At 73.2% G+C, this 14,026-nt stretch carries 14 protein-coding genes; 7 read left to right on the top strand and 7 right to left on the bottom strand.

Annotated elements, in window-relative coordinates; genetic code table 11:
• Positions 1–24: 24 nt before the first annotated feature.
• The 3 genes from PCA76_RS24310 to PCA76_RS24300 are packed head-to-tail and all read left to right on the top strand — an operon-like array spanning position 25 to position 2,536.
• The gene (locus PCA76_RS24310) at positions 25–159 is read left to right on the top strand and encodes a hypothetical protein (RefSeq protein ID WP_272612761.1); all 135 of its coding nucleotides are present in this window, start codon (positions 25–27) and stop codon (positions 157–159) included.
• Complete coding sequence (locus PCA76_RS24305; protein WP_272612760.1) at positions 156–1,415, top strand: M48 family metallopeptidase; 1,260 nt, start codon at positions 156–158, stop codon at positions 1,413–1,415. Before PCA76_RS24310 ends, PCA76_RS24305 begins: the two co-directional genes overlap by 4 nt.
• On the top strand, positions 1,412–2,536 hold the full coding sequence (locus tag PCA76_RS24300; protein ID WP_272612759.1) for a glycosyltransferase family 4 protein: 1,125 nt from the start codon (positions 1,412–1,414) through the stop codon (positions 2,534–2,536). The genes PCA76_RS24305 and PCA76_RS24300 overlap by 4 nt, the downstream gene beginning before the upstream one ends.
• 13 nt (positions 2,537–2,549) lie before the next feature.
• Here the strand turns inward: PCA76_RS24300 and PCA76_RS24295 are convergent, their stop codons facing one another.
• From PCA76_RS24295 to PCA76_RS24265, 7 genes are all read right to left on the bottom strand, one after another.
• Positions 2,550–3,218 (bottom strand): lysophospholipid acyltransferase family protein, encoded by a 669-nt coding sequence (locus PCA76_RS24295; RefSeq protein ID WP_272612758.1) that lies wholly within the window; start codon positions 3,216–3,218, stop codon positions 2,550–2,552.
• A 21-nt stretch (positions 3,219–3,239) separates the two neighbouring features.
• The gene (locus PCA76_RS24290; protein ID WP_272612757.1) at positions 3,240–3,821 is read right to left on the bottom strand and encodes a TetR/AcrR family transcriptional regulator; all 582 of its coding nucleotides are present in this window, start codon (positions 3,819–3,821) and stop codon (positions 3,240–3,242) included.
• A gap of 110 nt (positions 3,822–3,931) precedes the next feature.
• Positions 3,932–5,590 (bottom strand): putative bifunctional diguanylate cyclase/phosphodiesterase, encoded by a 1,659-nt coding sequence (locus PCA76_RS24285; protein WP_272619580.1) that lies wholly within the window; start codon positions 5,588–5,590, stop codon positions 3,932–3,934.
• Between the two features lie 79 nt (positions 5,591–5,669).
• Positions 5,670–6,479, bottom strand: coding sequence for an SAM-dependent methyltransferase (locus PCA76_RS24280; protein WP_272612756.1), 810 nt, complete (start codon positions 6,477–6,479; stop codon positions 5,670–5,672).
• A gap of 188 nt (positions 6,480–6,667) precedes the next feature.
• Positions 6,668–7,336 carry a response regulator transcription factor gene (locus PCA76_RS24275; protein ID WP_007072219.1) on the bottom strand — a complete coding sequence of 223 codons (669 nt, stop codon included), beginning with the start codon at positions 7,334–7,336 and terminating at the stop codon, positions 6,668–6,670.
• Positions 7,337–7,343: 7 nt separating this feature from the next.
• Positions 7,344–9,035 (bottom strand): sensor histidine kinase, encoded by a 1,692-nt coding sequence (locus tag PCA76_RS24270; RefSeq protein WP_272612755.1) that lies wholly within the window; start codon positions 9,033–9,035, stop codon positions 7,344–7,346.
• Between the two features lie 14 nt (positions 9,036–9,049).
• The gene (locus PCA76_RS24265; protein ID WP_272612754.1) at positions 9,050–10,864 is read right to left on the bottom strand and encodes an AMP-dependent synthetase/ligase; all 1,815 of its coding nucleotides are present in this window, start codon (positions 10,862–10,864) and stop codon (positions 9,050–9,052) included.
• Positions 10,865–11,084: 220 nt separating this feature from the next.
• Here PCA76_RS24265 and PCA76_RS24260 point away from each other — a divergent pair, with 220 nt between their 5' ends.
• The 4 genes from PCA76_RS24260 to PCA76_RS24245 all read left to right on the top strand — a co-directional run bounded on the left by PCA76_RS24260 (position 11,085) and on the right by PCA76_RS24245 (position 14,010).
• A complete protein-coding gene (locus tag PCA76_RS24260) occupies positions 11,085–11,540 on the top strand; it encodes an SRPBCC family protein (protein ID WP_272612753.1) in 456 nt (151 codons plus the stop codon).
• A gap of 30 nt (positions 11,541–11,570) precedes the next feature.
• A complete protein-coding gene (locus PCA76_RS24255; RefSeq protein WP_272612752.1) occupies positions 11,571–12,275 on the top strand; it encodes a hypothetical protein in 705 nt (234 codons plus the stop codon).
• A 71-nt stretch (positions 12,276–12,346) separates the two neighbouring features.
• Positions 12,347–13,294: an ROK family glucokinase gene (locus PCA76_RS24250; RefSeq protein WP_272612751.1), complete on the top strand. Its 948-nt coding sequence runs from the start codon at positions 12,347–12,349 to the stop codon at positions 13,292–13,294.
• 11 nt (positions 13,295–13,305) lie between these two features.
• Positions 13,306–14,010, top strand: a complete 705-nt coding sequence (locus PCA76_RS24245; protein WP_272612750.1) for an endonuclease/exonuclease/phosphatase family protein — start codon at positions 13,306–13,308, stop codon at positions 14,008–14,010.
• Positions 14,011–14,026: the final 16 nt, after the last annotated feature.

Genomic DNA, 14,026 nt, shown 5'->3' with positions numbered 1-14,026 from the left:
CGGTCACGGCGGGAGGGCGGCGCGATGAGCGGGGTAGGACGGGACGACGGCGAGATCGGCGGCGCTGCACTCGTCGGCGGTGGGACGGGCGGCGGTGCGACCGGCGGCGGTGCGCGCCGCAGCGGCGAGAAGGCGTACCGCACGGCGGTGTCCGGGTGAGCCCGCGCGGGTGGGCGCTGCTGACCCTGGCCGGGTTGACCGTCGCGCTGGCGGTGGTCGCCGCGCTGTTCATTCCCTGGCACCGGCCGCCAGCGCCCCGGGCCGACCAACTCGCCGCGCTGGGTGACCTGCCGTCCGAGCAGGTGGCCAAGGGGCGGGAGTTCCGGGCCGCGCTGCGCCCCGGCGGGTATACCGCGCTCGCCGTGGGGCTGCTGATCGCCCTCGCGCTCGGGCTGACCCCGCTGGGCAGCCGCCTGGTCGAGCTGGTGGGCCGGCCCTTCGGCGGGCACTGGGCCGCGCAGGCGGTGCTCGGTGGGCTGGCCGTGGTGCTCGTCGCCGACCTGCTCACCCTGCCGTTCTCCGCCTGGCGGCAGAGCGTGCTCACCCGCTACGGGCTGAGCACCAACGGCTGGAGCGGCTGGGCGGTCGACCTGCTCAAGTCGTACGCGGTCAGCGCGGTGATCGGCGCGGTGGCGCTGTTCGGCTTCTACGCGGTCATCCGTCTCGCACCGCGCTGGTGGTGGGCCTTCGGCGCGGCCGGTGCGGCCGTGCTGGTGGTGCTCCTGTCGTTCGTGCTGCCGGTGCTGGTGGAGCCGGTGTTCAACCGGTTCACCCCGCTGGAGCAGGGCCCGCTGCGGACCGAGCTGATGAGCATGGCCGCCCGCGACGGGGTGCCGGTGCGCGACGTGCTGGTCGCCGACGCCTCCCGCCGCACCAGGGCGGTCAACGCGTACGTCTCCGGTCTCGGGCCGACCCGGCGGGTGGTGGTCTACGACACGCTGCTGCGCGAGGCGACCCCGGCCGAGGTCACCGCCGTGGTGGCGCACGAGTTGGGGCACGCCAAGGACTCCGACGTCACGGTCGGCACGCTGACCGGGGCGCTGGGCGCCGCCGCCGCCGTGGTGGCGCTCTATCTGCTCGGCTCGTGGGGGCCGCTGCTGCGGTTGGCCGGCGTCGACTCGGTCGCCGAAGCACGCGCGTTCCCGTTGCTGCTCGCCCTGGTCACGGTGGCCGGGCTGATCGCCACGCCGGTGCAGGCCCTGATGTCCCGACGGGTGGAGGCGCGCGCCGACGCGCATGCGCTCGCGCTCACCCGTGACCCGGTGGCCTTCGAGTCGATGCAACGCCGGCTCGGCTCGGTCAACCTCGGTGACCCGGACCCGCCGCGCTGGGAATATCTCTACTCGGCCTCGCATCCATCCACCGTGGAGCGGATGGCCGCTGCCCGCGCGTACGCCCGGGAGGCCGGCCGATGAGCCGCACGCTGCTGATCACCAACGATTTTCCGCCCCGCCCGGGCGGGATCCAGTCCTTCGTGCACAATCTCGCGGTGCGTCAACCGCCCGGTTCGGTGGTCGTGTACGCGTCGAACTGGCGCGGGGCGGCGAAGTTCGACGCCGACCAGCCGTTCGAAGTGATCCGGGAGCGCACCAGGGTGCTGTTGCCCACCCCGTTGATCGCCCGTCGGGCGGCGCGGCTGGCCCGTGCGTACGACTGCGACACGGTGTGGTTCGGCGCGGCGGCCCCGCTCGGGCTGCTCGCCGCTGGCCTGCGACGTCGGGCCGGCGTACGCCGGGTGGTGGCGCAGACCCACGGCCACGAGGTCGGTTGGGCGGCGCTGCCGGCCGCCCGGCCGGCGCTGCGGCGCATCGGTCGGGGCGTGGACGTCACCACCTATCTCGGCGAATACACCCGTAGCCGGTTGGCCCGTGTACTGGACGGGGTGACCGAGCTGCGTCGGCTCGCGCCGGGGGTCGACGTGGACACCTACCACCCGACCGTGGACGGTGAACAGGTCCGGGCCCGGCTCGGGTTGACCGACCGGCCGGTGGTGGTCTGCGTGTCCCGGCTGGTGCCGCGCAAGGGTCAGGACATGCTGATCCGGGCGCTGCCGGAGATCCGCCGCCGGGTGCCCGACGCGGCGCTGCTGATCGTCGGCGGCGGGCCGTACCGGGCGACCCTGGAGAAGCTGGCCCGGCAGACCGGTGTGGAACGGGACGTGGTGTTCACCGGCTCGGTGCCGTCGGCCGAACTGCCGGCGCACTACGCGGCCGGCGACGTCTACGCGATGCCGTGCCGCACCCGCAACCGTGGCCTCGACGTGGAGGGGCTGGGCATCGTCTACCTGGAGGCCTCGGCGACCGGCCTGCCGGTGGTGGCCGGTGATTCCGGGGGCGCACCGGACGCGGTCCGCGAGGGGGAGACCGGCTACGTCGTACGCGGCCGGGACGTCGCCCAGCTCGCCGACCGGGTCGCCCGGCTGCTCGCCGACCGGGACCTGGCTCGCCAACTGGGCGCTGCGGGCCGGGCGTGGGTGGAGCGGGAGTGGCGCTGGGAGGCGCAGGCGGAACGGATGGCCGCGCTGCTCGCCGGCTGATCGCCGCCCGCGCTCAGCGGGGGTTCTCCCGGGGCGGCGCGTAGTGCGGCACGTACTCCTGGCCGGTGAGCTTCTGGATCGCCGCCATCACCTCGTCGGTGACCGTCCGGATGTCGCGTGGCCCGTTGATCCGTTCGGCGACCGGGATCGGCGGGCCGAACCGCAGGGTGACCGGGTGCCGGCGGGGCAGCCGCGCGTCGACCGGCAGCACCTCGGCGGTGCCGAGCACGCCGACCGGGATGATCGGCACCCCCGCGTCGCGGGCCAGCCGGGTCATCCCGACGCGGCCCCGGTAGAGCCGCCCGTCCGGGGAGCGGGTGCCCTCCGGGTAGACGGCGACGAGGCCGCCGGCGCGCAGCACCGGTACGGCGGCGTCGAGGGCGCGCAGGGCGGCCCGGCCGTCGGCGCGGTCGACCCGGATGGCGCCCATGCCGGCGACGATCCGACGGTTGAGCCAGCCCACTGGACCGCGGCCGGTGAAGTATTCGGCCTTGGCCCAGAAGGTGACGTGTCGGGGCGTCGCGCTGACCAGGAACAACTCGTCGGCGACGGACAGGTGATTGCCGGCGAGGATCGCGCCGCTGTGCTGGGGCAGATGCTCCAGCCCTTCCACGCGGGGCTGCCAGCCCAACCGCAGTGTGGCACCGACGGTCAGCTTGGTGAGGTCGTACAGCAGGGGCACGTGTTCTCCGGGGATCGGGGTTCAGTCGAGCGTCGGGCCGAGATGGGCGTCGAGCGCGGCGCGCAGCAGGGCGTCGTCGTCGGTGGCGCCGGTGGCCAGCGGCAGGCTGCCCCAGGCCCAGAGCTGGGCGATGCCGTGCAGGTTGGCCCAGAGCGCTCCGGCGAGCACCGGTGCGGGCGCGTCGGTCGGTCGGCGTACCTGGGCCACCAGGTCGGCCAGGACGGCGAACAGCGGCAGGCTCGTCTCGCGTAGCCGCAGCCGGCCGCTGTCGAGCAGGTCGTGGCGGAACATCAGCTCGAACATGCCGCGGTGGGTCGCCGCGAAGTCCAGGTACGTCCGGGCCAGCGCGGCCAGTCGGGTACGCGGGTCCGGGCCGGCGTCGCGCATCGTCTCCTCGATGCGGGCGGTGAGGTCGGCGAAGCCCTCCCGGGCGATGGCGGAGAGCAGGTCGACGTGGTTGGGGAAGTAGCGGCGCGGTGCGCCGTGCGAAACACCGGCGCGACGGGCGATCTCCCGCAGCGACACCGCCGACTGGCCCTCGCGCAGCACGAGGTCCACCCCGACGGACACCAGTCGGGCCCGAAGACCCGCCTCCACGTCCATAGACGCTGTCTACCAGCACGGCGTAGACGCTGTCTACGCGCAGCGGTCCGGTGTGACCATTCCTGAATGAGCACGGACCGTCTCTTTGCCGGAACGTTGTCGTGCGTCGTTCAGCGGATGCGGGCCAGGATCCGGTCGGCGGGGGCCGGCCGCCCGAAGTGCCAGCCCTGGGCCGCGTCGCAGCCGATCGCCCGCAGTCGCTCGGCCTGCCCGGCGGTTTCCACGCCCTCGGCGGTGACCGTCAGGTCCAGCGCGTGCGCCAGCGAGACCAGCGAGGCGAGGATCCGCTCGTCGGTGCGGCCCACCGACGGCGACCGCAGGCCGGCCACGAACTCCCCGGCCACCTTCAGCTCGGTCACCGGCAGGTCCCGCAGGTACGCCAGGTTGCTGTAGCCGGTGCCGAAGTCGTCGATGGCGATCCGCACGCCGAGGTCGGCCAGGACCCGCAGGGCGCGTACCGGCTCCTCGGCGGTGCTCATCATCGTGCTCTCGGTGATCTCCAGTTGCAGCCGCTCCGGCGGTAGGCCGGTCTGCCGCAGCAACGCGCGGACCTCCTGCACCAGCCCGGGCCGGTGCACCTGGCGTACCGCCAGGTTGACGCTGACGAACGGCGCGGCCACGCTGCCGGCCGACCAGGCCTCCGCCTCGCGGCACGCCTCGGCCAGCACCCAGCCACCCAGCTGCACGATCAGGCCGGTCTCCTCGGCCAACCCGATGAAGCTGTCCGGTCGAAGCACCCCCAGCTCCGGGTGGCGCCAGCGGACCAGCGCCTCGACGCCGACCAGGCTGCCGTCGCGCAGCGAGGTCAGCGGCTGGTAGTCGAGGTAGAACTCGCCCCGTTCCAACGCGGCCGGGATCGCCGCGGAGAGCGCGTACCGGGCCAGCTCCCGTTGGTTCCGCTCGGCGTCGTAGAGCGCCCAACGCGACCCGCCGGCGGACTTGGCCCAGTGCAGGGTGCTGTCGGCGGCGCGCATGAGGTCGGTGGGGTTGGCGCCGGCCACCTGGCGCTCGACGATGCCGATGCTCGCCGAAATCTGCAGCTCGTGCCCGTCGACCAGCGCCGGTGTCCGGATCGCGGCCAGCGCGGTCTCGGCCACCGCCACCATGTCGTCGGTGCCGCCGGTGCATTGCACCAGGATGACGAACTCGTCCCCGCCGAGCCGGGCCACCAGGTGCTCGCCCACGGCCTGGCTCAGCCGTTCGGCGACCGTGACCAGCAGCAGGTCACCCACCTGGTGCCCCAGGGTGTCGTTGACGACCTTGAAGCGGTCCAGGTCCAGGAAGCACACCCCGACCCGCTGCGCGCCTCGGCCGGGCTCGTTGAGCGCCGCGGTGAGCCGCTCGGTGAACAGCGTCCGGTTGGGCAGGCCGGTGAGCGGGTCGTGGGTGGCCTGATGCCGGAACCGGGCCTCGCTGGCTCGCAGCGCCTGTTCGGCCTGCGTGCGGGCCCTCATCGCGGCCCGACGGATCGACTCCTGCTCGTCGAGCGTCCGGTCGCGCAGCGCGCGGGCGTAGCCCGTGGCGACGGCCGCCAGCAGCCGGGCCATCCGGTCCTCGACCTCCTCGGCCACCAACCCCAGGTCGCGCACCAACCGGAGCTGGATGACCTCGACGGTACGACCCAGCCCTTCTGCGGAGGCGATGTGCGCGGCGACCAACTCGGCACCGACCCGATGACCGGCGCGCAGGTCGAACGGCTCCGTGAGCAACGCGCCGGCCAGTTGCCCGGTGAGCCGGTCCAGCAGGGTCTCCAGCTGGGCCTGGGTCATCGGTAGGTAGCTGGTCCCGGAGACCGCCTTCGCCCAGGCTCGGGCGAACGTGCCCGGGTAGGAGGTCGCCCCGGGTGGCTCAGCCACCGAGTCGCCCGACGCCGCCCATGAAGACCGCGCGCTCGGCGTCCTCCGCGCTCTCCGGAGTGTCCGGTCGCCACTGGGGCACCCAGACCACGCCGGGGTCGAGCAGCTCGAACCCGTCGAAGAGTGCGGTCAGCTCGGCCCGGCTGCGTACCGACAGCGGGTTGTCGGTACGCCGGTAGACCCGCTCCGCCTCGACGCGTTCGTCGTCGCTGCGCCCGTCGTCGCTGGCCTGCGACAGCACCAGATAGCTGCCGGGGGCCAACGCGTCACGCAGCGTCCGCAGCAGCTCCGCCGGTCGGTCGTCGTCGGGAACGAAGTGCAGGACGGCCACGATCATCACGGCCACCGGTTGGCTCAGGTCGAGCAGCTTGCGGACGTCCGGGTGGGCCAGGATCGCCTCCGGGTGCCGCAGGTCCTCCTGCACCACCACCGCCCGTTCGTTGCCGGTGAGGATCTCGCGGCTGTGCGCCACCGCCACCGGGTCGACGTCCACATAGACCACTCGCGACTGCGGGTCGAGCCGTTGGGCGATCTCGTGCACGTTGCCGACGGTCGGGATGCCCGAGCCGATGTCCAGGAACTGCCGGATCCCGGCCTCGGCGAGGTGGTGCACGGCCCGGCGCAGGAACGCCCGGTTGGCCTGGGCCATCAGCGGCGCCTCGGGCACCGCCGCGACCATCGCCTGCGCCGCGGCCCGGTCGGCGGCGAAGTTGTGCGAGCCGCCGAGGTAGTAGTCGTACATCCGCGCGACGCTCGGGCGCTCGATGTCGATGGTGTCGGGTGCCCAGTCCGGCCGCTGCATGCGTCAACCCCTCGAGTCCGCGAGGCGGGCACCGTCGCCCGCGCGGGTATTGTGCACCCGCCACGCACGCCAGACCATAGCGCGCCAGAGGTTACCGGCCGGCGTCGGTCGATGCGCGACGGTCCGCGCCGGGGAGAAGCTGGCGCGGACCGTCGGTCGCGACGTCCCGCTCGACGAGCGGGGGCAGGTCAGAACTTCGGGGCGTCCGGTGCCTCGAGGAGGCCGAGCCGGAGCGCGGTCATCAGGGCCTGGGCCCGGTTGGCCGCTCCGAGCTTCTCGTAGAGCTTGGAGATGTGCGTCTTGGCAGTGGACTCGCTGACGAACAGCTGCTTGGCGATGCCCGCCACGCTCATCCCGTCGGCGAGCAGCCGCAGCACCTGCCCCTCCCGGGGAGACAACTGCGGGCCGGACGGGGCGAGCCGACGCTTCATCGCCTCGGCCAGGTCGGCGGCGGTGAACGCGCTGGGGGAGGAGGCGGCGTGCCGTGCGGCGGCCACGACCTCGTCGGCCGGGGCGGTCTTCGGCACGAAGGCACTCGCACCAGCCTCCAGAGCGCCGAAGAGCTGGTCGTCGCCGGCGTACATGGTCAGCACCACGATGCCCATCGACGCGCTGGACTTGCGCAGCGCGCGAGTGGCCTCCAGGCCGCTGCCGTCGGGCAGCCGCAGATCCATGATCACCACGTCCGGCTGCAGAGCGCCGGCCTGGCGTACGCCCTCCGCCGCCGTGGCCGCCTCACCGACGACCTCGAACTGACGGTCGCGCTCGAAGGCGTGCCGCAGGCCCTTGCGAATCAGGTCATGATCGTCGACAAGGAGGACCTTGGTGCGGGTGGCCGGTGTCGGACTTGTGGTCATCCTCGGGTTACTTCCCTTCAGGTGCTGCGCTGTCGCGCACGTTATCGCGCCGGGACGAGGTGCCGAGAACCACCGCCACGGTCGTGCCGCTGGGTTGCCGCGGTCTGATCTCCAACCGGCCCCGGATACGTTCCGCCCTCTCGGCCATGATCGCAAGACCGTACCGTCCGTCGGGGCGCTGGTCAGCCATCCCCTGACCGTCATCCGACACTTCTATTTGCGCGTACGGGGGGTCGACCTCACACGTGACCCACAGATTCGAGGCTCCGGCGTGCTTGCGCGCGTTGGTCACCGCCTCCTGCGCGATGCGCAGCAACTCGGCCTCGGTGGCAGCCGGCAGCCGGGCGGTGGACTCGTCCAGCGAGAGGTGCACGCGCAGCCCGCCGGACGCGCCCACGGTGCGCGCGTACTCGGCGATGGCCGCGGCCAGCCCGCCCTGGCGGTCCACCTCGCTGCGCAGCTCGAAGAGGCTCAGTCGCAGCTCCTGGATCACCCGGGTCACCTCACCGCGCAGCGTCCGCAGGGCCTCGGCGGTCTCGTCGGCGTCGTCGAAGACTGTGGCCAGGGCGTTGTCGATGCCGTAGCCGACCATCACCAGCTCCTGCGCCACCCCGTCGTGGATCTCCCGGGCCAGCCGCTGCCGCTCCTCGTTGGTGGCCAGCGAGCGCACCTCGTCGAAGAGCAGCGCCGCCTCCAGCCGCAGCGCGGCCGGGCGGGTCAGCGCGGTGACCCGGGACACCACCGGCGGCGGGTACGCGTGCGCGACGTCCGCCTCCAGCACCACCAGCCCCACGGTGCGCACTCCGGCGACCAGCGGGACGATCAGCGCGGACACGTCGGCGCCGCGGTGCGAGCGGGACTGTGAACGCGCGGCGGTCTGCGCCTGCTGGCTGGCCCAGGCGTCGGCGATCGCCGAATCCGCGTCCAGCGTCGTCTCCCAGTCCACCCGGTCGACGCCGGCCTGGGCGAGCACCACGAGCCGGCCACCGCCGCTGGCCGACAGCACCGCGCCCCGGTCCGCCCGGGCCACCGTGCGCAGCTCCTCCAGCAGGTGCTCGGAGATACCGCCCGGGTCCAGGGTGGCACCGGGCAGCTGCCGGGCCACCGTCCGCAACTGGGTCAGCAGCCGGGTGGCCTCGGCGTACGGCTGGGGTTTGCCCTCACTGCGGACCGCCATCACCCGGTGCAGGGTGCCGGCGGCGTAGAGCCCCAGCGCCGCCAGGATCAGCCATTGCGCGCAGACCGCGAGGTAACCCGGCTGGCCGAGCTGGAGCCCGCCGCCGACCTCGGTCAGCGCGCCGCTGACCAGCAGGGTCGCGGCGGTGACCGCGAGCAGGGCGCTGCCCTCACGGAAGCGGCGGCGCAGCGCGGTGACGGTCACCGGGACCGCCAGGTAGGGCAGCAGCGCCGAGGCGCCGAGCCCGTCCACCGTGCCGCCGATCGACGCGACCGCGGCCACGTGGCTCGCGGCCAGGCCGAGCACGACCACCTCGGCCACCCGGCTCAGCGGCGCGATCAGCCGCTGCTGCGGGGCCAGCAGGGACGGGAGCCCGGCCACCGCCAGCAGCGCGATCCACCACAGCTGGGCGACATCGCGGGTGGCGAACAGGGTGAGGACGGCGACCAGCGCCAGCATCACCAGGCGGGCGGCCGCGGCGAGGGGATGCGGGTGCGGTGCGGTGGCTGTGGATGCGGGCACGTGACGGATGGTAGTCAGCCTCGGTAGATATCGGCGATCTCCGCCGCGTACGTCTTGTGGACAACCTGGCGCTTGACCTTGAGCGACGGGGTCAGCTCGCCGGTCGCCTCGGCGAAGTCGCGGGGCAGGACCCGGAACACCTTGATCGCCTCGGCCTTGGAGACGGACTGGTTCGCGGTGTCGATCGCGGCCTGGATCTCCTTCCGGAGACCCTCGTGTTCGCGTAGTTGCTCGACGGAGGTGCCGGCGGGCATCCCGGCACTCTCCAGCCAGGCCGGCAGCGCTTCCTCGTCGATGGTGACCAGCGCCCCGATGAACGGCTTCCGGTCACCGACCACGACACACTGACTGATCAACGGGTGTGCCCGGACCAGGTCCTCCAGCACCGCAGGGGCGACGTTCTTGCCGCCGGCGGTGACGATCAGCTCCTTCTTGCGGCCGGTGATGGTCAGGTAGCCGTCGGAGTCGAGCTGGCCCAGGTCGCCGGTACGGAACCAGCCGTCGCTGCTGATCACTTCGGCGGTCGCCGTCTCGTTGCCCCAGTAGCCCTGGAAGATCAGCTCCCCGGAGATCAGGATTTCGCCGTCGTCCTCGATCCGTACGGTCACGCCGGGCAGCGGGCGGCCGACGGTGCCGATCCGGGTGCCGGAGGGCAGGTTCGCGGCGGCGGCGGGGGAGGTCTCGGTCAGGCCGTAGCCCTCCAGGATCGTCACCCCGACGCCGCGGAAGAAGTGACCGAGCCGGGCACCGAGCGGGGCGCCGCCGGACATGGCGTCCCGGCACCGACCGCCGAGCGCGGCACGCAGCTTGCCGTAGACCAACCGGTCGAAGACCGCGTGCTGGACGCGTAGCGCCAGGCCGGGTCCGCGCGGGGTCTCCAGCGCCTCGCTGTACGAGATGGCGACCTGCTCGGCGCGGGCGAAGATGCCGCCCTTGCCGTCGGCCTCGGCCTTCTGCTTGGCCGCGTTGTAGACCTTCTCGAACACCCGGGGTACGGAGAGCACGAAGGTGGGCCGGAACTCCTGCAGCTCGCCGACCAGGTTCTTGGTGTCGGCGCAGTGGGCCATGGTGGCGCGGGCCTGCACCACGCCGATCTGGATGAGCCGGGCGAAGGCGTGCGCCAGCGGCAGGAACAGCAGGGTGGACGCGCCGGCGTTGAACAGGTTCGGCAGCACCGGCACCGCGTTGGCGATGTCGGCGTACATGTTGCGGTGGGTGAGCACGCAGCCCTTGGGCCGGCCGGTGGTGCCGCTGGTGTAGATGATGGTGGCCAGGTCGCTGGCGTGGACGGCCTTGCGCCGCCGCTCGACCTCGGCCAGCTCGACCGTCGCACCGGTCGTGACCAGCTCGTCGACCGCGCCGAGGTCGATCTGCCAGACGTGGCCCAGTTCGGGCAGCCGATCCCGGACGCCGGCGACGAGGTCGGCGTGGGCGCTGGTCTCCACCACGACGGCGACCGCGCCGGAGTCGGCGAGGATCCACGCGGCCTGCTCGGCGCTGGACGTCTCGTAGATCGGCACGGTGACCGCGCCGACGGCCCAGATGGCGTAGTCCAGCAGGGTCCACTCGTAGCGGGTACGGCTCATCAGCCCGACCCGGACGCCCGGTTCGATGCCGGCGGCGATCAGCCCGCGGGCCACGGCGGCCACCTCGTCACGGAACTGCAGGCAGGTCACCTCGGTCCAGACGGTGGTGGTGCCATCGGTGCCCGGGGTAGGGCGCGCGAACTGGACGGTATCGGGTGCGACCTCGGCGTTGTCCCAGACCGGATCGGTGAGGTTGGCCGTGTCGCCAACGGTGACGATCGGGGGAACGGAGAACTCGCGCACCTGCACTCCTTCGTGCTCGCACTGGCCGGGGCCGGCCGCCACCTGGGGCGTCGGCTGTGTCGAAACCTACCCGGCCGGTGGTCCAGGTGGGATAAGCAGGATGGTCAGTGGGGCTTCGGGGCGCCTGGCCCAGGGGTCGATGGGCGTGTCCCGAGCCCCGCCGTCGGTGTGGCTGGGGCGGCGCGGCGGGCGCGCGGTAGCCGCCGGGTAGCCTCCCCCCATGGCGGACTCCTCCACCCAGTCGATCATCATCGGCGCCGCACCGGATCGGGTGACGGCGGTCATCTGCGACTTCGCGCGCTACCCGGAGTGGACCGACGCGGTGCGCCGCGCCGAGGTCGTCGAGGAGTACGAGGACGGCTACGCCAGCCAGGTGCACTTCACCATCGACGCCGGGGTGATGGCCGACGACTACGTGCTCGCGTACGAGTACGCCGAGGACGTGTCCCGCATCGAGTGGCACCTGGTCGCCCCCTCGAAGATGCAGAAGACCCAGCGCGGTTCGTACGACCTGGTGGGTAACCCGGATGGCAGCACCACGGTGACCTACACGCTCGAGGTCGACCTGTCGGTGGGAATGCTCGGAATGTTTCGGCGCAAGGCCGAGAAGATGATCATGGACACCGCGTTGAAGCAGCTCAAGCGCCGGGTAGAAGCAACCGGTGCGGCGCAGTGACGTGTCCGGTGGCACGGTAGAGGAGCGACGGTGGGCGGAACGGATCCGGGTTCGGCCCGGGAAGAGGCGGAGCGGTTGGTCGCCACCCTGCTCGCGGGGGCGCGACTGGCCTCCGCAGGCTCGGCGGGCGGCGCGTTGGGCTCGTTGGGCGGGGTGCTGGCCGGTGTCCTCGGTCACAGTTCCGGCCCCGACGGGCGTCCCGGCACCGGTGGTGCTTTCGCCACCGGTTCGGCCGAATGCTGCGTCTGCCCGGTCTGTCGGGGCATCGCCGCGTTGCGGGACCCGAGTCCGGAATTCGCCGAACGCCTCGCGACCGGCGCCGGTGACCTCGCGGCGGGCGTCGCCAGCCTGCTCCGGGCGTTCTCCCCGACGGAGCCGCCCGCGACGAGCCCATTCGAGCCGGCATCCGAACCGAACGCCCCGCCACCGACGGCACCCGCCGCGAGCACCGGCGATGCGCCTCCGGAGCCGGCCCGGAACGCCCCGTCCACCGCAGCCGGCGACGATCACGTGTGGCGCGATGCCACCCGTAGCGTGCATGATTCTCAGCCGGCGCCGGAGCGGGATGTCTGGTCGGTCGCCACCCGGACGGCGAACCCATTCGCCCCGGCCGCCGCACCACCCGTCGACGAGGCCGGGTCGGCGACCGCACCGGCACCGACCACCCGCCCCGTGGTGCCCGCATCGCGGGTGCCCGACGACGCTGGCGCGGAAGCGTCGGGCGACGGCGCCTGAGCGCGGGACATCCCGACCCGGACCGGCACGTTGCCGGGACGCGGGCCGGACAGCAGAGGGGAGCCGCAGCGGTGACGCTGACCATCGGAGTCGACGTCGGTGGCACGAAGGTGGCCGGCGGTGTCGTGGACGACACCGGCACGGTCCTCGTGCAGACCCGACGGGACACTCCCGCCGATGATGTCGGCAAGACCCGCGACGTCATCATCGAGCTGGTCGGCGAGCTGGCTGCCGGGCGGACGATCGAGGCCGTCGGCATCGGCGCGGCCGGTTGGATCGACGCCAGCCGCTCGACCGTGCTCTTCGCCCCCAACCTGGCCTGGCGGGATGAGCCGCTGCGCGAGTACGTCAGCACGGCGGTCGGTCTTCCCGTGATCGTGGAGAACGACGCGAACGTGGCCGCCTGGGCCGAGTTCCGCTACGGCGCGGCCCGCGACGCCGACGACTCGATGATCATGTTCACCATCGGCACCGGCGTCGGCGGCGGCATCGTCCTCGGCGGCGAGCTGATGCGGGGCGCGCACGGCATCGCCGCGGAGCTGGGCCACATGCTGGCCGTGCCGGACGGGCACCAGTGCGGTTGCGGCCGGCTGGGCTGCATCGAGCAGTACGCCAGCGGCAGCGCCCTCGTGCGCTTCGCCCGGGCCGGCGCCCGGCAGGAGCCCAACCGGGCCGCCGCGCTGCTGGACCTGGCCGGCGGTGAGGCCGAGGCGATCACCGGCCCGATGGTGACCGCCGCCGCGCAGGGTGGCGACCCGATCTCCGCCGAGGCGTTCGCGCAGATCGGCCGATGGCTGGGCACCAGCCTCGCCGACATGGCGCAGATCCTCGACCCGCAGACCCTGGTGGTCGGCGGCGGTGTGATCGACGCCGGTGACCTGCTGCTCGGCCCGACCCGCCGCTCGTACCTCGACGCGCTCGCCCAGCGCGGTCGCCTGCCCGTGGCCGAGGTGCTCCCGGCCGAGCTGGGCAACAGCGCCGGGGTGATCGGCGCCGCCGATCTGGCCCGCCGGCTCTGAGGCGGTCCGGGATGGGCCAGGGTACGGGCGTGCCGCTGCGCGTGGTGTCGTACAACATCCACAGCCAGCGTGACGACACCGCCGCGCTGGCGGCGGTGGTCCGGGCCGCGACGCCGGACGTGGTGATCGTGCAGGAGGGGCCGCGCCGGTTCCGGTGGCGGCAGAAGTCCGCCACGTTGGCCGAGTCGTTCGGCCTGGTGGTGGCCGCCGGCGGGCTGCCCGCGCTGGGCAACCTGCTGCTGACCAGCCTGCGGGTCCAGGTGCGGGACACCCGATGCCAGCGCTTCCCGCTGACCCCCGGGCGGCATCTGCGCGGCGCCGCGTACGCCGAATGCCGGGTCGGCGACGCCCGGTTCACCCTCGCCGGCTCGCACCTGTCCACCGACCCGACCGAGCGCCCGGCGCAGGCCGCCGAGTTCAAGCGTGGGCTGGACGCGGCGACCAGCCCGGTGCTGGCCGGTGCGGACCTCAACGAGGGTCCGGACGGGCCTGCGTGGGCGACCGTGTCGCGCGGGTTGACCGACGCCGCCGTGGCGGCCGACCGGGCGGACCGGCTCACCTACTCCTGCGTCGACCCGCGCCGGCGCATCGACGCGCTCTTCGTCGACCCGCGGATCACCGTGGTCGACTACGACGTGGTGGACACTCCGCAGACCCGCCGGGCCAGCGACCACTTTCCGGTCCTGGTCGACCTGCTGCTGCCCAGCACCGACTGACCCCCAACCTCGGTTC

Origin of the sequence: Micromonospora sp. LH3U1 (assembly GCF_028475105.1) — a bacterium.
GTDB lineage: Bacteria > Actinomycetota > Actinomycetes > Mycobacteriales > Micromonosporaceae > Micromonospora.
Note: the sequence above shows the minus strand (reverse complement) of the source record. Positions and strands in the feature narration are given on the sequence as shown.